Source organism: Bacillus sp. 11B20, assembly GCF_056098985.1.
Window position 1 is genome coordinate 547601 of sequence record NZ_JBLZWZ010000008.1, and the last position, 20040, is coordinate 567640.

At 43.0% G+C, this 20040-nt stretch carries 20 protein-coding genes, 1 other RNA gene and 2 other annotated features (1 of these 23 running past the window's edge); of the genes, 6 read left to right on the forward strand and 15 right to left on the reverse strand.

The features are described from left to right. Window positions 1-109 (reverse strand) — a binding site (T-box leader) (it extends 99 nt beyond the left edge of the window). A 44-nt stretch (window positions 110-153) separates the two neighbouring features. Next, window positions 154-1218, reverse strand: coding sequence for an AI-2E family transporter (locus tag ACN6NB_RS12205; protein WP_058839007.1), 1065 nt, complete (start codon window positions 1216-1218; stop codon window positions 154-156). Between the two features lie 230 nt (window positions 1219-1448). On the opposite strand from ACN6NB_RS12205, the gene ACN6NB_RS12210 reads away from it, so the two are divergent. The 4 genes from ACN6NB_RS12210 to ACN6NB_RS12225 all read left to right on the forward strand — a co-directional run bounded on the left by ACN6NB_RS12210 (window position 1449) and on the right by ACN6NB_RS12225 (window position 4397). Then, window positions 1449-2177 (forward strand): amino acid ABC transporter ATP-binding protein, encoded by a 729-nt coding sequence (locus ACN6NB_RS12210; RefSeq protein ID WP_024423116.1) that lies wholly within the window; start codon window positions 1449-1451, stop codon window positions 2175-2177. A gap of 13 nt (window positions 2178-2190) precedes the next feature. After that, complete coding sequence (locus ACN6NB_RS12215) at window positions 2191-3000, forward strand: transporter substrate-binding domain-containing protein (RefSeq protein ID WP_058839006.1); 810 nt, start codon at window positions 2191-2193, stop codon at window positions 2998-3000. A 77-nt stretch (window positions 3001-3077) separates the two neighbouring features. Beyond that, on the forward strand, window positions 3078-3731 hold the full coding sequence (locus ACN6NB_RS12220) for an amino acid ABC transporter permease (protein ID WP_341084120.1): 654 nt from the start codon (window positions 3078-3080) through the stop codon (window positions 3729-3731). A 15-nt stretch (window positions 3732-3746) separates the two neighbouring features. Further along, the gene (locus tag ACN6NB_RS12225; RefSeq protein WP_024427867.1) at window positions 3747-4397 is read left to right on the forward strand and encodes an amino acid ABC transporter permease; all 651 of its coding nucleotides are present in this window, start codon (window positions 3747-3749) and stop codon (window positions 4395-4397) included. 84 nt (window positions 4398-4481) lie between these two features. On the opposite strand, the gene ACN6NB_RS12230 is transcribed toward ACN6NB_RS12225, so the two are convergent. The 8 genes from ACN6NB_RS12230 to cymR form a co-directional block, all read right to left on the reverse strand. Continuing rightward, entirely contained in the window at window positions 4482-4613 is a 132-nt protein-coding gene (locus tag ACN6NB_RS12230; protein WP_064497881.1) for a YrzQ family protein, read from the reverse strand. A 20-nt stretch (window positions 4614-4633) separates the two neighbouring features. Further along, window positions 4634-4825 (reverse strand): hypothetical protein, encoded by a 192-nt coding sequence (locus ACN6NB_RS12235; protein WP_003216308.1) that lies wholly within the window; start codon window positions 4823-4825, stop codon window positions 4634-4636. 13 nt (window positions 4826-4838) lie between these two features. Further along, on the reverse strand, window positions 4839-5357 hold the full coding sequence (locus ACN6NB_RS12240) for a PRC-barrel domain-containing protein (protein ID WP_052196552.1): 519 nt from the start codon (window positions 5355-5357) through the stop codon (window positions 4839-4841). A gap of 269 nt (window positions 5358-5626) precedes the next feature. Further along, the gene (recD2, locus tag ACN6NB_RS12245; protein ID WP_024423121.1) at window positions 5627-8011 is read right to left on the reverse strand and encodes an SF1B family DNA helicase RecD2; all 2385 of its coding nucleotides are present in this window, start codon (window positions 8009-8011) and stop codon (window positions 5627-5629) included. A gap of 19 nt (window positions 8012-8030) precedes the next feature. Then, window positions 8031-8684, reverse strand: coding sequence for a tetratricopeptide repeat protein (locus ACN6NB_RS12250; RefSeq protein ID WP_126681535.1), 654 nt, complete (start codon window positions 8682-8684; stop codon window positions 8031-8033). A gap of 60 nt (window positions 8685-8744) precedes the next feature. Further along, window positions 8745-9863: a tRNA 2-thiouridine(34) synthase MnmA gene (mnmA, locus tag ACN6NB_RS12255; protein WP_039180282.1), complete on the reverse strand. Its 1119-nt coding sequence runs from the start codon at window positions 9861-9863 to the stop codon at window positions 8745-8747. 94 nt (window positions 9864-9957) lie between these two features. Next, window positions 9958-11100 (reverse strand): cysteine desulfurase family protein, encoded by a 1143-nt coding sequence (locus tag ACN6NB_RS12260; protein WP_126681534.1) that lies wholly within the window; start codon window positions 11098-11100, stop codon window positions 9958-9960. A gap of 18 nt (window positions 11101-11118) precedes the next feature. After that, the gene (gene cymR, locus ACN6NB_RS12265; RefSeq protein WP_024423125.1) at window positions 11119-11538 is read right to left on the reverse strand and encodes a cysteine metabolism transcriptional regulator CymR; all 420 of its coding nucleotides are present in this window, start codon (window positions 11536-11538) and stop codon (window positions 11119-11121) included. Window positions 11539-11746: 208 nt separating this feature from the next. On the opposite strand from cymR, the gene ACN6NB_RS12270 reads away from it, so the two are divergent. Next, the gene (locus tag ACN6NB_RS12270; RefSeq protein WP_474253368.1) at window positions 11747-13012 is read left to right on the forward strand and encodes a replication-associated recombination protein A; all 1266 of its coding nucleotides are present in this window, start codon (window positions 11747-11749) and stop codon (window positions 13010-13012) included. Window positions 13013-13045: 33 nt separating this feature from the next. Here ACN6NB_RS12270 and ACN6NB_RS12275 read toward each other — a convergent pair whose 3' ends face one another. The 5 genes from ACN6NB_RS12275 to ACN6NB_RS12295 all read right to left on the reverse strand — a co-directional run bounded on the left by ACN6NB_RS12275 (window position 13046) and on the right by ACN6NB_RS12295 (window position 17773). After that, window positions 13046-13810 (reverse strand): tRNA threonylcarbamoyladenosine dehydratase, encoded by a 765-nt coding sequence (locus tag ACN6NB_RS12275; protein WP_039180291.1) that lies wholly within the window; start codon window positions 13808-13810, stop codon window positions 13046-13048. A 92-nt stretch (window positions 13811-13902) separates the two neighbouring features. After that, window positions 13903-14083: non-coding RNA, 6S RNA (gene ssrS / locus ACN6NB_RS12280), on the reverse strand. Between the two features lie 77 nt (window positions 14084-14160). Next, window positions 14161-15939, reverse strand: a complete 1779-nt coding sequence (aspS, locus tag ACN6NB_RS12285) for an aspartate--tRNA ligase (protein ID WP_099663571.1) — start codon at window positions 15937-15939, stop codon at window positions 14161-14163. Between the two features lie 18 nt (window positions 15940-15957). Further along, complete coding sequence (gene hisS / locus ACN6NB_RS12290; RefSeq protein WP_024423129.1) at window positions 15958-17232, reverse strand: histidine--tRNA ligase; 1275 nt, start codon at window positions 17230-17232, stop codon at window positions 15958-15960. 73 nt (window positions 17233-17305) lie between these two features. After that, window positions 17306-17544, reverse strand: a binding site (T-box leader). 58 nt (window positions 17545-17602) lie between these two features. Further along, a complete protein-coding gene (locus ACN6NB_RS12295; RefSeq protein WP_003216250.1) occupies window positions 17603-17773 on the reverse strand; it encodes a YrzK family protein in 171 nt (56 codons plus the stop codon). 161 nt (window positions 17774-17934) lie between these two features. Between ACN6NB_RS12295 and ACN6NB_RS12300 the strand changes: the two genes are divergently transcribed. Beyond that, the gene (locus ACN6NB_RS12300) at window positions 17935-19491 is read left to right on the forward strand and encodes an SH3 domain-containing protein (protein ID WP_371412187.1); all 1557 of its coding nucleotides are present in this window, start codon (window positions 17935-17937) and stop codon (window positions 19489-19491) included. Window positions 19492-19589: 98 nt separating this feature from the next. On the opposite strand, the gene dtd is transcribed toward ACN6NB_RS12300, so the two are convergent. Beyond that, complete coding sequence (dtd, locus tag ACN6NB_RS12305) at window positions 19590-20033, reverse strand: D-aminoacyl-tRNA deacylase (protein WP_039180301.1); 444 nt, start codon at window positions 20031-20033, stop codon at window positions 19590-19592. Window positions 20034-20040 lie beyond the last annotated feature (7 nt).

Genomic DNA, 20040 nt, shown 5'->3' on the forward strand with positions numbered 1-20040 from the left:
CTGCACTCGGGACTAGCTTCCGTTAAAGGTCTGATAAGGCTTTTCTCAGCAAATAAAGCCTCTCTCTGCAACAGCTTTTTAACGTACTCGGGTCCGTCATTGAATTTCAATATGTATGAATCGAAATTATTATAGACAACTCGGCTCGTCTTGTCAATGAACGCTTCGTCTCATCAGGATATATTGCACAATGATCACCCTGATAATTGCAGCTGCTGGTACGGCTAAAATCATCCCAATTAAGCCAAACAGCTCTCCTCCTGCAAGCAAGACAAGCATAATGACGACAGGATGCATATGAAGACTTCGCCCTACAATGATTGGGCTGAGGACATTACTCTCTAAAAATTGCAGCACCGCTACTGTGATTAGTACAATGATGACCGATTTCACCGAGATGGTAAACGCAATAAAGATGGCAGGAACTGCGCCAATAATCGGTCCAAAATAAGGAATCACGTTCGTTGCCCCTATCAGCATCCCAAGAACAAGCGGATACGGGATATGAAAAAGCCAGAGCACAATGGCTGCTGCACCCCCGATTAAAGAACAAACAAGCAGCTGCCCTCGAATATAATCACCAAGCGATTCATCCACTGCTTTGACAAAAGCTTTTCCCCTCTTTCTAAATGATGGCGGCGTTAAATACCATGCCGCCCGCTTCATCGTGTTCATATCCTTCACCATATAAAAAACAAGAAAAGGAATGAGTGCTGCGACTAATGCGTAATCAAATAAAACCTTACAGCTAAGAATCATCCGCTCAGCACTATTGGCTGCATATGTCTCCGATTGAACAATGAAGCGGTCTAAGCGGTCGTGAAGTCCGTCAGGCCAGTGGCTCGTATGACGATGAATATGTGATAAAGCGCCATTATAAGTTTCGGCGAGGACAGGAATTTGTTCTGACAGCTCATTTAACTGTGCGATCATCACAGGCGCTCCTTTATAAACCGCAAACCCAATCCCGCCAAAAAACAGGACATAGATGAGTAAGAGACTGACTGTTCTCGGCAGCCCTCGTGCATGAAGTCTTTCCACAATCGGATAAAGCAGATAAGAAATAAAAATGGCGATGAGAAGCGGAATGAGAACCGCCTTCAGCAATAAAAAAACAGGCATCCATAACTCGTCGAGCTGCAGTAAAATGAGCAAGGATGCAAGGACAAGCAGGATCCCTGCAGCATATATCAGAAATTGGATCGGACGTTTCTTCACCTTTTTCACCTCTTTTCTTATTGTTTAACCATCTTCTGCAATTATCCACGTAAATAAAATTTGTCCTAACTTTGTTAAAAATGAATACACATGAAACATACAGCTCCATCCAAAGTCACTATTTGCTGTAAAATCTCGTCAGAAAATATTCCATCATTTACTTCTTTTTACACAAGTTGTGCTAGAATCCACTTTAGCTTTAGCCAATGAAACACAAGAGGAGGTTCTTCATGATCACATTCGAAGAAGTCAACAAGCATTATGGCCAGTTCCATGTACTTAAGGACATTAACCTACATATTCAAAAAGGGGAGGTTGTTGTGATCATCGGTCCTTCAGGATCTGGTAAAAGTACGATGCTCAGGTGTATCAATCGTCTTGAAAGCATTGATGCGGGAAAAGTTCTCGTCAACCAAGTGTCTGTTCAGCATCCGAAGACCAACATCAATCTTGTCAGGCAAAATATCGGAATGGTCTTTCAGCATTTCCACCTCTATCCGCATAAGACGGTGCTTGAAAACATTATGCTTGCGCCGATGAAGGTCAAAAAAGTGAGCAAGGAAGAAGCAAAGGAAACAGCTGAATTTTATTTAAATAAAGTCGGCATTCCTGAAAAAGCAGACACCTACCCTTCACGACTCTCAGGCGGACAGCAGCAGCGCGTTGCCATTGCAAGAGGGCTTGCGATGAAACCAGAGGTGATGCTTTTTGACGAACCGACATCTGCACTTGATCCAGAGATGATCGGCGAGGTATTAGATGTGATGAAGCAGCTGGCCCGTGAAGGCATGACCATGGTTGTTGTCACGCATGAGATGGGCTTTGCCCGTGAAGTGGCCGACCGCATTGTCTTTATTGATGAGGGCAGAATTCTTGAAGAATCAACACCGGCTGCATTTTATGAAAAACCGCAAGAGAAACGTGCTCAATTATTTTTAAGCCGTATTTTAAATCACTAGGGGGAATGGTTTAATGAAAAAAATGAAACGTTTTGGCATGCTGCTCTTTATGACTTGCTGCATCGCCGCTTTAGCTGCTTGTGGATCTACAGAAAAAGGCTCAACTGATGCAAAACAAGGAAGCTCATTAGAAGCCATTAAGAAAGACAAAAAAATCATTTTCGGTGTAAAAAATGACACACGGCTATTCGGTCTAAAAAATCCGAGCAGCGGGGATATTGAAGGATTTGATATTGATATTGCAAAAGCCATCACAAAGGAAATACTCGGCGATGAAGGAAAAGCAGAATTTAAGGAAGTGACATCTAAAACAAGAATTCCTTTGCTTCAAAAAGGGGATATCCATGCGATTGTTGCGACCATGACAATTACAGAAGAGCGTAAAAAAGAAGTCAATTTCTCAGATGTTTACTTTGAAGCAGGACAATCACTGCTTGTGAAAAAAGGAAGCGACATTCAATCCATTGATGATCTTAAAAAAGGAACGAAGGTGCTGGCCGTGAAAGGATCTACTTCTTCTCAAAATATCCGTGAGAAAGCACCTGAAGTATCCGTATTAGAATTTGAGAACTATCAAGAGGCTTTTACAGCATTAAAATCAAATCAAGGGCAAGTGCTGACAACTGATAATGCGATCTTATTTGGTATGGCAGATGAAGATTCAAATTATGAAGTGGTCGGCGGCACCTTTACAGATGAGCCTTATGGCATTGCTGTGAAAAAAGGGGATCAAGAATTAACTGATGCGATCAATAAAGCCTTAAAAACGTTAAAAGACAATGGTGAATATGACAAAATTCTTAAAAAATGGATCAAAGAATAACATTTGATTGGTTAACATCAATGCCTCAGGTGAGCCGCTCAATGGCTCCCCTGTTGATCAGGAAGGAAGTGAACTGATTGCTGCGGTTTTCCATTCTCATTGAAAATTTTCATCTTTATTTAGAAGGCTTTAAATATACCATTGGTGCAAGTGTCATTGCTCTGATTGGAAGCTTTTTGATCGGTACACTCATTGCCATTATGAGAATTGCGCCATTTAGGCCGCTAAACTGGTTCGGAACGGCTTATGTGGAATTTATTCGGAATATTCCGTTATTATTGATCACCTTTGTTTTCTTCTTTGGTTTACCCGTGCTAGGTATTGTAGCAGATGGCTTTACTGCTGGAACGATCGCCCTTGCCATTTATACGTCTGCCTTTATTGCTGAAGCCATTCGTGCAGGGATACAAGCTGTACCGCTTGGACAAATGGAAGCAGCCCGCGCTTCAGGTCTGTCATATGGCGGGACGATGCGGTATATCATTTTGCCTCAGGCGATTAAAATCGTCATTCCCCCTCTTGGGAATCAATTTATTAACCTTGTCAAAAACTCCTCGATTTTAGGTGTCATTGCAGGGTTTGATCTCATGTATCAAGGTGACCTTATTGCATCTAGAACATTTGTGACGTTTGATGTCTACATCTTTGTTGCCATGTTCTATCTGCTATTAACCATTCCGCTTAGTCTAGGCGTTGGTTATTTAGAAAGAAGATTAGCAAGAAGCCACTAGAGAGGAGGAAATATCTTGGATTTTATAGGTGCCTACCAGCCTGATCATCTCGCCTTTTTACTTGAAGGATTTGCTGTCACCTTAAAAGTGGCTTTTATCTCCATCATTTTGAGCTTTATCATTGGATTAGTCGTCGGCACATTGCGGTTCGCTCAAATCCCGGTTTTATCAAAAGTGCTTGCGGTTGTTGTAGAAACCATTCGGAACCTGCCGCTTTTACTGATCATCTTTTTCACGTATTTTGCATTGCCTGAAATCGGCATCAAGCTAAGCATCACAGCCTCTGCCATTGCAGCTTTAACCGTGTTTGAATCCGCGATGCTGTCAGAAATTATTCGGAGCGGCCTTAAATCAATTGATAAGGGCCAGATCGAAGCAGCCAGGTCTTCTGGTTTAACCTATATTCAAACATTGAAAATGATTATTATGCCGCAGGCCCTGCGCAGAATGGTGCCGCCAATTGTCAGTCAATTCATATCTCTTTTAAAAGATACGTCGCTTGCAGTCGTCATTGCGCTTCCAGAATTATTACATCACGCACAAATATTAAACGGTCAAAGCCAATCCTATTTACTGCCGATTTTTCTATTGGCGGCTATGATGTATTTTGTCGTCAATTTCAGCTTATCCATTCTTGCAAGACGATTAGAATACAGGCAAGCGTAACACCTCAGCTTATAGACAAACACTGCGTCCTGGTCTGAAAAAAAACAAAGGGCTAAAATGAAGATCATTTTAGCCCTTTTGTGTTTACATCATTCTCATAACACGTTTTTTTAGCTTTTTCATATCCCGCTTTGATGGCATATCATATCGGCTTGCAAAGTGATATGCAAGTGCACCTGCACCAAGCGTTAATAGTGAAGAAGTCATTTTGCCCATTCGAAATTCCCCCTTAACACTTATAGTTGAATTGAACGTTCATCGTCACTAAACAGATCATCTAAGCTGCTTAGTGTCCCGTCTTCCTCCACTTGGTGTGTCGATATTTTGCCTTTTGACAGCGTCAATTCAATAAAACAGCCCCAGCAATAATATTGATTGACCCCAATTTTTCCGATGTCTTTACATTTGCAATTTGGGCAAATGAGCATAATCAGCACCTCTTTACGTTCGGTTTAGAACCAGTGCTTCCTTTTGAACGTTCATCAAGGTTCCGGCAGCCTGCAGCTGTTTCCGAATCCCTGATAGCTCTGTAAAGAAGCCGTCCGAGAGTTCATATGCTACGATTGTGCCCGAATTTGTACAAAAGTATACATCTTCCAAAATGCCTAAATTTTCACCATCAGGCGACTGCATCATTTTCTTTTTTAATTTCGAAAATAACAAGAATGGAGCAGAGGAATCCATGCCTACTCCCTCCTGGCAGCTCACATATAAACCTTTGTCTGTCAGCTGATCAAATCCAGAGAATGGAATGAGTGCACAGTCTTTCTTTTTCCCCTCTAACACATACCCTCCGCAGCTGCCTCCGGCTAAAAAGCAAATATCTTTTATGGAACCAAGCGATTGGGACAGCTCATCTGAATAGATCGTCATTCCTTCAAGTTCTCGGCATGTTCTCAAAATGTGCTCAACCACCTTTTGCGGAACAGTCTTATCGTGTGCGTTTGCTTCATGACTCATACGAAGAAATGGCTTCCATGAACGGAATGGAAGAAGTTCTTTCCACGCTAAAAGGCTTCCATATGGAAGCCTCAGATTGTTGACAAAGGGCTAAAATGATCTTGATTTTAGCCCTTTGTCTTCTTTTCAGCGTGATAGAAAACCTTTGCAGCCCTAGGAAGGACGAGCATCGGAGCGGAGCGAATTTGACATTCGTGAGCACCGGAGCGCAGGATTGACAACGAATGCAAGGGTTTGTCTACACGCTAAGGCTTCCGTATGGAAGCCTTCTACTCATGCATAAAATCAAACGGAGTGATTCCCTCCATGCCAATATTTGCGTCATGTACGCTAAACGGAAGCTCTTTTTGGAGCGCTTCAAGTTCTGCATCCATGATTTGTTCGGTTTGCACAAGCCGCATCGTTAAGGACGTTTGTCTGAGGGAATCCTCATTGTTTTTCACGCCCCACTCCAGCGCTGATTCCTCGCCGCACAGTATTAAAAACTTTTTACTTCGTGTTATAGCTGTGTACAGCAGATTACGCCGAAGCATTCGGTAATAGCTCCTCACAACTGGCAGCACAACAATCGGAAATTCACTGCCTTGTGATTTGTGGATGGAGCAGCAATAGGCATGAGTAAATTGATGAAAATCCTTTTTCGTAAAGGTGATTTCATTTCCATCAAAGGAGATCACGGCCATGTCTTCTTTTTCTGTATTTTCTTTTGCATAAAAAATCGAGACAATTTCGCCGATATCGCCGTTAAAAATATTGTTCTCCGGCTGATTCACAAGCTGAAGCACCTTATCACCTGTCCGGTACACCACATCACCAAACGGGATTTCTCTGCCTTTTGGTTTTTTAGGATTCAAAATGTGCTGCAGCATTTTGTTGAGCTCATTGATGCCCGCTTTTCCTTTATACATTGGTGCGAGCACTTGAATGTCCTTTGCCGAAAACCCTTTTTGAGCAGCATTGCTGACGACTTTCTCAATGACTTCTTTCATTTGATCAGCTGAACATTGAATGAAGGACCGATCCTTTGAGCGTGCAGTAATATCCTTTGGCAGCACACCATTTTTCATATCATGGGCAAGTTCAACAATGGTTGAGCCGTCTGCCTGCCGGTAAATATCTGTCAGAGTAACAGCCGGCACAGCTTTTGAGGCAAGCAAATCCCGTAAAACTTGACCTGGTCCGACAGATGGCAGCTGATGTTCATCCCCTACCATAATGACTTGGATATGATCAGGAATGGCTTTAAACAAATGATTCGCCAGCCAAATATCAAGCATACTTGATTCATCAATGATGACAAGCTTTCCTTCAATCGGCTGTTCTTCATCATGCGAGAAGCCCTCCGATCCGTTCCAGCCTAGCAGCCGGTGAATGGTGACAGCTGGAAGCCCTGTTGATTCTGTCATCCGTTTAGCCGCCCGTCCAGTTGGTGCCGCAAGTACAAATGGGAAGGATTCATCCTTTTTATAATCACTCGGATCAAGAGATACACCGTGAAGATCACTGTAAAGCTCGACAATTCCTTTAATGACCGTCGTCTTCCCTGTACCAGGTCCACCTGTTAAAAGCAGCATCGGGGACATGAGTGCCTTTTGAATCGCTTCCTTTTGTGTCGGTGCATACTGGACGCCTAATCGCTCCTCCAGCTCACCAAGTGCAAGCAGGAATTCTGATTCAGGAAATTGATCTGCGTATTCTGTTTGGGAGACGATTTTTTGAATGCGTTTGGCAACACTTTGCTCCGCGTAAAATAAGGATGGATGATAGCAGCGGTCATCTTCAATGATCATTTCTTTTCCTTCGCCAAGCGCAATGATCTGATTGGCAACATCCATTTCAGTCACTTTGTAATCATTGCCTGTTTGATTGAGCAGCTTGCGGGTTTCGACGATCAAATCTTTTGTTTGTATGTACGTATGACCGTCCTGTAGACTGGCTGTCTCCACTGTATATAGCAAGGCTGCGCGAATCCGCTCTGGATCATTACCTGAGATGCCTGTTCTAGCGCCGAGCTCATCCGCCTTAATAAATCCGATCCCCTCAACATCCTTAACAAGCTGATACGGATTTTCCTCGATCTTTTGCAGCGTTTCACTCTCGTACACTTGGTAAATCTTCATGCTGAGCTGCGGACCAAAGCCATATTGATTCAGGCTGATCATGATTTGTTCCAGTCCTTGATGCTCCTGAAGCGCTGCGGCCAGCTTATCCGCCTTCTTTTTGGATAAGCGCGGTACATCGTACAAAACAGCTGGGTCACGCATAATTTTATGAAGCGTCTGATTGCCAAGCTGTCCCACGATTTCTTCCGCCGTCTTTTTTCCTATCCCCTCAAATAAATCACTTGAGAGATAATGTATGATTCCTTGCTTCGTTGTCGGCACTTCCTTTTGAAAATGAGTGGCCTGAAACTGTTCACCGAATTTCGGATGGCTTGTGACTTTGCCATAAAAGGTGTAGGTTTCCTCCTCATGAAGTGCGGGGAAGTAGCCTGTGACAGATGCTGTTTTTTCCTCTAAGTTTTCCGATGTTTCAATGACTTTCACCTTTAACACCGAGTATAAATTACTTTCATTATGGAAAATAACGGCTTGAATGGTCCCCTTTAAAAACGGTTCGTCCTCAAGCTTCATTTGATCTGGATGTTCCTGCACAGGTCTTCCCTCCTTCCATCTATTCTGCCTCTTGAATCAGCTTTTGCGCATGTAGTGCAAGCATATGGTCAGGCTGCACGTCAATGGCTTTACCCAGCATCTCAAGCGCTTCGTCTTTTTTCTCTAAGTACGCATACGCAACCCCTAAATTATAAAAGGCGTCTGCATGCTGCGGATCACGCGTGATGACTTCAGTAAAAGTTGTCACCGCTTCTTCCAGCATGTGTTCATTGGCTAAGCACATGCCAAATTGGAATCTAGCTTCATTATCTTCTTCGTTTAGTTCAACGGCACGCTGAAAATACGGCATCGCAAGCTTTGGCTGCTCTAATTTGATGAGCGTCTGCCCAAGCATATAAAACAAATCACTATTTTCCATGCCCGCTTTTAGTGCTTGTTCAAAATAATCTTTCGCTTTCATAAAGTCTTCTTTTAATGTATACACATTTCCTGCCCCGTAATAGGCTGCGGCAGCAGTGTGATCAAGTTCAATTGCTTTTTGAAAAAAGTTTAAAGCACGTTCAAATTCATTGATACTTGAAAGTAAGTTCGCAAAGTTAATATATGGAACCGGATCCTTCGGGCTTTCTTCGATCGCTTTTGTAAAAGCTTCAGCTGCTTTTTCGATATTCCCTTGATTCAAGGCTTCTATGCCGATTTCGTTATGATTCATTCGCTCTCTCATCCTTTCATTAAAAAACCTCAACAGCGACGTTGAGGTTTTGAAAACATGCTACACATACGACAGCTTTTGACCATCTTTGAAGACATCGTCAATTGTACCGCCGCCAAGACATTCGTCACCATCATAAAAAACAACCGCTTGTCCCGGAGTAACAGCACGAACAGGCTCATCAAAAATAACCATCGCTTCTTGCTCACCTGTCATTTTGACCTTCACATGGTGATCTTCTTGACGGTATCTGAATTTTGCTGTGCACGTTAATTCACCGTTTTCCCCGACAATATGAGGACGAGTCCAGCTGATATTAACAGCTGAAATGCTTTCAGAGTATAAAAGTGGATTGTGGAAGCCTTGTTCAACAAACAAGATGTTTTTCTCCAAGTCTTTCCCAACGACAAACCAAGGATCACCACTGCCGCCAATGCCAAGTCCTTGGCGCTGACCGATCGTGTAATACATCAGTCCATCGTGTTCCCCTTTTACTTCTCCGTCCATTGTCTGCATCACACCAGGCTGTGCAGGCAAATATTGACTGAGGAACGTTTTAAAGTTTCTTTCTCCAATAAAGCAGATACCTGTTGAATCTTTTTTCGTTGCTGTTGCGAGCTCTGCTTCTTTTGCCAATTCACGAACCCTTTTTTTCTCTAAATCACCGATTGGGAACATGACTTTATCAAGTTGTTCCTGTGTCAGCTGATTTAAGAAATACGTTTGGTCTTTGTTTGCATCAAGACCTCGCAGCATTTTGACTTCATCACCAGTTCTATCAACACGTGCATAGTGTCCTGTTGCCAAATAATCCGCACCAAGTGACAATGCATGCTCAAGGAATGCCTTGAACTTAATTTCTTTGTTACACATGACATCTGGGTTTGGCGTTCTGCCCGCTTTATATTCATCAAGGAAATATTGAAACACTTTGTCCCAATATTGCTTCTCGAAATTTACTGCATAATATGGGATTCCAATTTGGTTACACACGCGGATGACATCCTCATAGTCTTCCGTTGCTGTGCAAACACCATTTTCATCAGTGTCATCCCAGTTTTTCATAAATATGCCGATGACATCATAGCCTTGCTCCTTTAGCATAAGAGCGGCAACTGATGAATCGACTCCTCCGGACATACCGACCACAACTCTTGTATCTTCTGGTCTTTTTGTCATCTTCATCAACTCCAATTTCAATGAAACAACATACGCGTTTCGTTCTTCAGGTGCTTCGCTGTTTCATTTTTCACACACGAACAAAAGGAAGCATTTATTTGGCTAGGCGTTTGACAACAGCTGCTATCTTACGTGCCGCCTGCTTCACATGATCCTCTTCATTCCCAAGACCGAAGCTTATTCTGACTGAGGATGTCAGCTCTTTTGCTTCTTCGCCATACATGGCGCTTAACACGTGCGAAGGAAGGACAGATCCAGCCGTACATGCCGATCCACTTGAAACAGCAATTCCTTCCATATCTAAATTCACAAGCAGCGATTCAATGGAGACGCCCGGGAAATGAACATTTAAAATGTGCGGCAATGTCTCTTTCGGATGTCCATTGATAGAGAAATTAAGAGATTCCTCTTCGAATACTTGCAGCATAGTTTCTTTGAGCTTACCATAATGCATCGCTTTTTCTCTTCTATTTTGCTTCATTAATTGAACAGCTTCTGCAAGTCCAACAATTCCTGCCACATTTTCAGTGCCAGCACGGCGCTTTCGTTCTTGTTCCCCTCCGAATATTTGCGGAGAAAGTTTCACGCCTTCGTTTACATATAAAAAGCCTGTTCCCATCGGACCGTTCAGCTTATGGCCAGAAGCAGATAAAAGATCAATATGGAGATCTGCTACATCAATAGGCACTGTGCCAAACGCCTGCACTGCGTCTGTATGAAAATGAGCAGTGTGATCATGTAGAAGTTCGCCAATGGCTTTGATTGGCTGAATCACACCTGTTTCATTATTGCCGTACATGACGGTCACAAGAATCGTATCATCTCTCAATGCTTGTTTTAATTGATCAAGATGAATCAATCCCGTTTCGCCCACATCTAAATACGTCACTTCAAATCCTAGCTTCTCTAGGCGTTCACATGTATGCAGCACCGCATGATGCTCTGTTTTCACTGTGATGATATGTTTTCCTTCATGCTGTCTTGCCATGGCAACACCTGTGATCGCCAGGTTGTCCGCCTCAGTTCCACCGCTTGTGAGGATGATCTCCTGTGGTTTACAGTGTAATTCTCTTGCAATGACTTCTCTTGCTTCATCGAGCCACTTTCTTGCCTCGCGCCCATATGAATGAATACTAGAGGGATTGCCAAATATCTCTGTAAAGTACGGCATCATCTTGTCCACAATACGCTGATCCATCGGCGTTGTGGCTGCATGATCTAAATAGATTCGTTCCATTTCCGGTACACCTCTGATCTAAATATAGAACATATACGAGTCTTGATCCCCGTCATCTGTGTAGCTTGCCAAGTCTTCAAGAGTTGTATTGTCTAGTACGTCTTTTACTGCATCACGAATACGAATCCATAGTTCACGCTTTGCTGGTTCTTCGTTTTCGATGACTTCAACAGGACTAATTGGTCCTTCTAATACACGAATAATATCACCTGCTGTGATCTCGTTTGGTTCATGTGCAAGAACATAGCCGCCATACGCACCGCGGATACTTTTTACAAGACGGGCATTGCGGAGTGGTGATACAAGCTGCTCTAAATAATGCTCAGACAAATCATTGTTTTGAGCGATTGATTTTAATGATGTAGGGCCTTCGCCATGTTTTTTGGCTAATTCGATCATGATCGTCAGACCATATCTGCCTTTAGTTGATATTTTCAAGTTAAACACCTCTGCGTTTTCTATTCTATGTCATCAATTATTTTTCTGATTTCATATACGCTGATATATAGACCAAAAGCAATTATATCATACTTTCAGCCAACTTTCATTTACGGGTACTGAGCATAATAGAAGGACGCATCCCTTTTCTATTTGAAGAAATTTCGGTACTCTATACAAACAAGACATTGCTTTAGGAGAGATAATTATGAAACCTTTAGCGTACCGGATGCGCCCAAGTCATATTGAAGACATTATTGGGCAGGAGCATCTTGTTGGAGAAGGTCAAATTATTAGACGAATGGTCGAGGCAAAGCATTTATCCTCGATGATTTTATACGGACCGCCGGGCATTGGCAAAACATCGATTGCAACGGCGATCGCTGGTAGTACTAGCATTGCTTTTCGTACATTGAATGCGGTCATTCATAACAAAAAGGATATGGAAGCTGTCGCCGCTGAAGCGAAAATGAGCGGACAGGTGATCCTTATTTTAGACGAAGTCCACCGGCTTGATAAAGGAAAGCAGGATTTTCTCCTTCCTTATTTAGAAAATGGCATGATCATTTTAATTGGTGCAACGACGGCTAATCCCTATCATGCGATCAATCCTGCCATCCGAAGCCGGACACAAATATTCGAGCTGAAGCCGCTTGAAACAGAGCAAATCAAAGCTGCGTTAACAAGAGCCTTACAGGATGAGCATCGCGGGCTTGGCGGTTATGAGGTGACCGTGGACGATGAAGCGATGAATCATTTTGCCAATGGATGCGGAGGAGACGTGCGTTCTGCTTTAAATGCACTAGAACTCGCTGTCTTATCGACAAAACCTGATGAGACCGGGCATATCACAATCACTCTTGCCGCAGCAGAAGAATGTTTACAAAAAAAGAGCTTCTCACATGACAAGAATGGTGATGCTCATTATGATGTCCTCTCGGCTTTTCAAAAATCCATTAGGGGATCTGATACAGATGCGGCGCTGCATTACCTTGCCAGACTGATCGAAGCAGGAGACCTTGAAAGCATTTCAAGAAGATTACTCGTGATGGCTTACGAGGACATTGGCTTAGCCAGTCCGCAGGCAGGCCCCCGCGTGTTAAGCGCAGTACAAACAGCAGAAAGAATCGGTTTCCCAGAAGCACGGATTCCGCTGGCGAACGCAGTGATTGAACTGTGTCTTTCTCCTAAGTCCAATTCGGCATATAAGGCGATTGATGCGGCACTTGGTGACATTCGTACAGGGAAAATTGGTGAGGTTCCAGTTCATTTAAAGGATGCACACTACAAAGGCGCCACAGCACTCGGAAGAGGTGTCGATTACTTATACCCACATGATTACGAGAACGGCTGGGTGAAGCAGCAATATTTACCTGATCCGCTGAAAAACAAGCAATACTATGTACCGAAGCAAACTGGAAAATTCGAAGGTGCATTGAAACAGGTCTATGAAAATTTAAAACGCCAAAAATAAAAAAAGCCCCCTGCATATTAGCAGGCGGGCTGTTTATTTATCCTTCACACGTGTAATCGGAATATCCTTTAAAAGCTTCATAATGACATGACCACCCATGATCAGTCCGGCAACAGACGGAACGAACGCATTGGATGATGGCGGCATTTGCGCCTTGCGAATCTTCGCTTCATCATTTCCAACTTCTTTTCTGACATCTTCGCGAATGACAATCGGACTTTCGTCAGAGAAAATGACTTCAATTCCTTTACGAATCCCTTCCTTACGCAGACGTGTTCTCACGACTTTTGCAATAGGATCGGTATGTGTTTTTGAAATATCATCGATTTTGAAGCGTGTCGGATCTGTTTTGTTCGCAGCTCCCATACTTGAAATGATGTTCACACCGCGGTTCAGACACTCTTTCATTAAATGAATTTTATAGTGAATGGTATCTGAGGCATCAATGACATAATCAAGCGGATACTCAAAAAATTGTTCGTATGTTTCCTCTGTATAAAACATTTTAAGCGCAACAACTTCACATTCTGGATTAATATCAGCGATTCTCGCCTGCATTAAGTCAACCTTTGGCTGGCCAACTGTTGATAGCAATGCTGGAAGCTGACGGTTTACATTTGTAATATCAATATCATCTTTATCAACAAGAACAATACGGCCAACGCCTGAACGAGCGAGTGCCTCTACTGCGAATGAACCAACGCCGCCCACACCAAGCACTGCAACTGTACTGTTTTTTAGTATATTTAAGCCTTCCTTGCCAATGGCAAGCTCGTTTCTTGAAAACTGATGTAACAAGTGCCTCACTCCACCTTTATTTAAAATGAATCGAAAGAATCATATCATATTCAGACTTCTCCGTCATCCTTCTCTAAAAGAAAAAAACACAAAAAAGTCCCGATGACGCCGCCAGCATTTCCTTCGTTTTGAACCCCGCACCATGCAGGTGGGTGCTTTCTTCCTGACTTTATAAGTCCTCTAATGAGGCATTTATGCAGAAAGGAAAGGCAAGCTCCCGTATAAAAAAATGTTCGGTCAAAACTAGGTAACCACCGTACGTATCAGGACTTTATTTATTGATTGATGAAAGCATATCATAGGCATATTTCTTTTTCAAGCGTTTACATACCTATAAACATGCGCCTATTTTACTGTTTTACTTTTGTTTTAATCGCTAAACTCAGCTCATCAAGCTGCGCCTCGCTCACATGGCCAGGGGCATCTGTGAGAACGCAGCTCGCACTTGCCGTTTTCGGGAATGCAATCGTATCCCTTAAGTTAGAACGGCCTGCAAGCAGCATCACTAAACGATCAAGCCCAAGCGCGATTCCGCCATGCGGAGGAACACCATGCTCGAACGCATCCAGAAGGAAGCCGAATTGTTCGTAGGCCTCTTCTTTTGAAAAACCAAGTAAGCCAAACATTTTTTCTTGAATGTCCTTTTCAAAAATACGAATAGAACCTCCGCCAAGCTCGTAGCCATTTAGCACAAGATCGTAAGCCTGTGCCTTCATATCTTCTGGGCTTGTTTCAATTAATTCAAGATCATCGCGAACTGGCATTGTGAATGGATGATGGGCAGCATAGAAGCGGCCTTCTTCTTCATCCTTTTCAAGCAGCGGCCAATCGACAACCCATAAGAAATTGAATACAGACTCATCGATCAGTTCAAGCTCTTTACCAAGTTTTAAGCGAAGCGCACCAAGTGCATCATGAACAACAGACGTCTTATCTGCGACAAAGAGTAAAAGGTCGCCTTCTTCAACTTGCAGCTGTTCTTTTAATTCAGCTTGCTTTGCATCATCAAAGAATTTAGCGATCGGACCTTTTAATTCAGTCCCTTCTGCTTTTAGCCAAGCTAGACCTTTTGCACCGTAGTTCGCTGCAAATGCACCAAGTGCATCAATGTCTTTTCTTGAATAGTTCGATGCAGCCCCTTTTACATTGATGGCTTTCACAGCTCCACCATTTTTCACAGCTCCACTAAACACTTTGAAATCGGAGTCTTTTACCGTATCTGAAATGTTAACCAGCTTCATCTCAAAACGTGTATCCGGTTTATCAGATCCATAGGAATTCATGGCTTCATCGTATGTCATACGAGGTAATGGCAATGTAAGGTCTACACCTTTGACATCTTTCATTACCTTCGCCATCATCTCTTCAGCAAGCGTCATGATGTCCTCTTGACTCATAAAGGACATTTCAATATCGACTTGTGTGAATTCCGGCTGACGGTCAGCACGCAAATCTTCATCTCTAAAGCAGCGGGCAATTTGATAATAACGGTCCATCCCAGAAACCATCAGCAATTGTTTAAATAATTGCGGAGACTGAGGCAGTGCATAAAATTCTCCCTCGTGTACACGGCTTGGAACAAGATAGTCACGCGCACCTTCTGGCGTACTTTTCGTTAAAATTGGTGTTTCAATGTCTAGAAAGCCGTTGTCGTCTAAGAAATGGCGGAATGCTTTTGTGACTTCATGTCGCATTTTCATTGTTTCAAACATTGCAGGGCGGCGAAGATCTAGGTAACGATATTTTAAACGAACATCTTCTGATACCTCGTCTGCTTGATCTGAAATCACAAATGGAGGAGTCTTCGCTTCATTTAAAACGGTGACCGTTTCGACTTGAATTTCAATTTTGCCCGTTTTTAAATTTGGGTTGATCGTTGCTTCTTCTCTTGCGACAACCGTTCCTTTAATATCAAGGACATATTCGTTACGAATTGATTCTGCTGTCTCAAGCGCCTCTTTTGATAAGTCTGGATTGAAGACAACTTGTACAATCCCTGAACGGTCGCGCAAATCAATAAAGATTAAACCGCCTAGGTCACGCCTTTTTTGAACCCATCCTTTTAATACAACTGACTGACCGATTTGGTCTTCTGTTACTTCTCCACAATAAAAAGTTCTACCAAACACAAACATTCCACTCCTTCTTTACGCTTTCTGGTGGGCCTTCAACATTTGAATCAGCTCATCAAGCTTCACTTCAATTTGTTCACCCGTAGTTGTATCTTTCACATTCACAATTTGCTGTGCAAGTTCATCTTCACCAAGAACTGCAATAAATTTGGCTTTTAAACGATCAGCTGCTTTAAATTGTCCTTTTAGTTTCTTCCCTGTATAGTCCATTTCACTTGAGATACCTTCTTTTCTCAGACGGTTTAATAATGAAACAGAATAATCCTTCGCTTCATCTCCGAGAGCAGCAATGTATAAATCAATACCATCTTGCAGAGGAAGCTCAATTCCTTCAGCATCGATCGCTGATAGGAAACGCTCAATACTCATCGCAAATCCGATCCCTGGTGATTCAGGACCGCCAATTCCTTCAACGAGTCCATCATAACGGCCGCCGCCGGCTAATGTTGTAATCGCACCAAAGCCTTCTGCATTACTCATGATCTCAAATGCTGTGTGATTGTAGTAATCAAGACCGCGCACTAAATTTGGATCGACGACATACTCAATGCCTATATCTGATAAGTATTGTTTGACCTTTTCAAAATACGTCCGTGATTCTTCATTTAAGTAATCTTGAATGGATGGAGCTGTTGTCATCAGTTCATGATCACGATCCTTTTTACAATCAAGAATACGCAGCGGATTTTGGTGTAAACGAGTTTGACAGTCGTGACAGAATTCCTCAATTCTTGGCTCAAAGTGCTTGACCAGTGCTGTGCGGTAGTCTGCACGGCTCTCTTTGTCACCAAGGCTGTTAATGACGAGTTTTAAGTTAGAAAGGCCTGCTTTCTCATACACACTCATCGCAAGTGAAATGACCTCTGCATCAATGGCAGGATCTTTGGAACCAATCGCTTCGATTCCAAATTGATAAAATTGACGATATCTTCCTGTTTGCGGACGTTCATAGCGGAACATTGGTCCGATGTAATACAGCTTAGTTGGCTGAGCCGGCTGTGCAAACAATTTATTTTCAACATAAGAACGGACGGTTGAAGCTGTTCCCTCTGGACGGAGTGTGATGCTGCGTCCTTTTTTATCTTCAAATGTGTACATCTCTTTTTGAACGATATCAGTTGATTCGCCTACTCCCCGTGCAAACAGCTCTGTATGCTCAAAAATCGGTGTGCGGATTTCTTTGTATTGAAAGGCTGCACATGTATCTCTCGCAATTTGTTCAACATACTGCCAGCGTTCTGACTCTCCAGGTAAAATATCCTGTGTGCCTCTTGGAATATTAAAACTCATTTTTCGTCCTCCTACGACCATCATTCATTTTTTATGTGGACATATAAAAAACCCCCGCCTCTACTATGTGTATAGTAGGGACGAGAGTTATACCCGTGGTGCCACCCTAGTTGGAACATGATCAAGCATGTTCCCGCTCAAATCCTTAACGCAGATTCACGTTCTCCGCCTATTGACTCATTTTTCGAGCGTTCAGCAGGAAACCTACAGAGTGTTCTTTCGTGATAAATGCCATGCGGATTCGCTTTCAGCCTAAGGCGATTCCTCTCTGCTCACGCAATTTACCCTACTATTCTCTATCATCAGTTCCACATTTTAAATTTTCAAGTGTGTTGATTTATATTATAATAAGGTCGGTGCTGCCACTCTGTCAACCCTTGCCGTGCCTCTTTTTCTTTTCCAGCTCTTCTTTTGACGTACATCCGTATTCAGATGCGGTTTCTTCAAGGAAGCCTGGCTGATCCATTTCGTCGTGCTGCCAGCGGTCGATATCACGATGTCCATTATATTGCACTCGTCCTAATTTTCTGCTTAATCTCATGTTTGTACATCCTTTTATCACATTTTTATTTAGTATAAACAGATTGATTCATTTTTATTAGGGAAACTGCAAGGAATTCAACCACTACATAACGAATTAACATTCATCGGTTTTACAAGGGAGGGGAAAACACCGTTTTGAATCTGAAAAAACACAATCAAATGATGATGCTGCTTACTTGTTTTGTTCTCATCGCGAGTTCTTTGCCTATGACACATGCTACAGCACAAACAGATCAAGCTGTGGTCGCAACAGATGAAATCAATGTGAGAACGGGCCCTGGTTTAAGCTATGGAATTGCAGCTGTTGTAAAACGCGGCGAAAGTTATCCTATTCTCACTGAACAAGGAGAATGGGTGCAGATCCAATTATCAAACGGACAAAAAGGCTGGGTCGTCTCATGGTTGATCACCACATCATCCGGCGCTCAAAAAACAGCGAAACCAAAGGCGCAAGGTCAAAGCACGGCTGGAGGCAGTACCATTACATCGACAGCTTCCGACCTTCGCATCCGGACAGGCCCTGGGACTTCCTATCAAGTGATTGGTACTTTCCCGCAAGGCGCTTCCGCTAAAAAGCTCGAGACAAGCGGCGAATGGACGAAAATTTCTTATAAACAAGCAGAAGGCTGGGTTCACTCTGATTATGTTTCAGGTGGGCAGAAAACTTCTCAATCAAGCTCCGGCGGGTCTTCTCGCTCTAACCAGACAGGCACAGTTGGCGTATCGAGCTTGAATGTGAGGCAATCCGCGGCACCAAATGCACAAGTCATCGCTTCTCTTGCCCGCAACACACAGATCACCATTTTGCGAGAGCAGAACGGTTGGTATGAAATTGAGGGGAAAGGCGTAAAAGGCTGGGTTGCAAGCTATTACATTGTCACAGGCAAAGGAGCAGGCTCTGCACCTGAAAAGAGTTCATCCTCTTCGGCTTCTGAGCAAAAAGCGTACATTGTCTATGATGGCACCAACATTCGAAAAAGCGCTTCTACCTCTGCTGGGATTGCAGAAAGAGCAACAAAAGGAGCTGCCTATCACATTGTTCGGACGCAAGGTGACTGGTACGAGGTGACACTATCGAACGGCGGGACTGGCTATGTGGCGAGCTGGGTCGTTCAAACGAAGAAAAATAGCAGCGAAGCGCCAAGACCTCAGCATGATTCATCGTCTGGGACTGGTTCTTTAAAAGGAAAAACGATTGTTCTTGACCCTGGTCACGGCGGAAAAGACAGCGGCACAATTGGCGCAGACGGTGCTTTTGAAAAGAACATCACCATCAAAACCGCCAATTTACTAGCAGGCAAATTAAGAGCTTCTGGTGCAAATGTATATTTAACTAGAAGTGACGATACATTTATCAGCCTTCAATCGAGGGTGGCGACATCTCATTACCGAAATGCAGATGCATTTATTAGTCTTCATTATGATAGTTTTATGGACCAAAGTGTTAGAGGAAGTACTGCGTATTATTATCACGCAGCAAAAGATCAGCAATTAGCGTCAAGCGTTCATTCCGAAGTCGCAAAACGCTCTCAAATCCCTGATAAGGGTGTCAAATTCGGAGATTACTTTGTTTTAAGAGAAAATAAACGCCCTTCCCTTTTATATGAACTCGGGTATTTAAGCAATCCTCAGGAGGAAGCGATCATTTATAGCGCCTCTTACCAGGAACGAGTCACAGAAGGAATGACTGAGGGATTAAAACAATATTTCCGTTAAAAAGAAAGAGGCCTCAGCGCCTCTTTTTTTGTTTGGCCACAAAAGAAAAAGACTCTAAACAAACTCCCGCATGAGTTCATCTACAGTCTAAAGAGAATCTATTCTTTGCTGTCCATCAAGATCGTGACTGGTCCTGAATTGGTCAATGACACGTCCATCATCGCACCAAAACGGCCAGTTTCAACATGGATACCTTTTTCTCTAAGGGTTTTATTGAAACATTCGTAAAGCGAATTGGCTGCATCCGGCTTGGCGGCTTTCATAAAATTCGGCCGTCTGCCCTTTCTCGTATCACCATAAAGGGTAAATTGCGACACAGACAGAATGCTTCCTTTTATATCCAATAGCGAACGATTCATTTTCCCATTTTCATCTTCAAAAATACGTAAATGTGCAAGCTTTTCAGCTAAGTAAAGCACATCTTCTTCTGTATCTTCGTGTGTGACACCAACAAGCACCATATATCCATCGCTGATGGCACCTGTGATCTCTTCTTCTACCTTCACAGATGCATTTGTCACACGCTGCACAACAAGCCTCATAGACGAT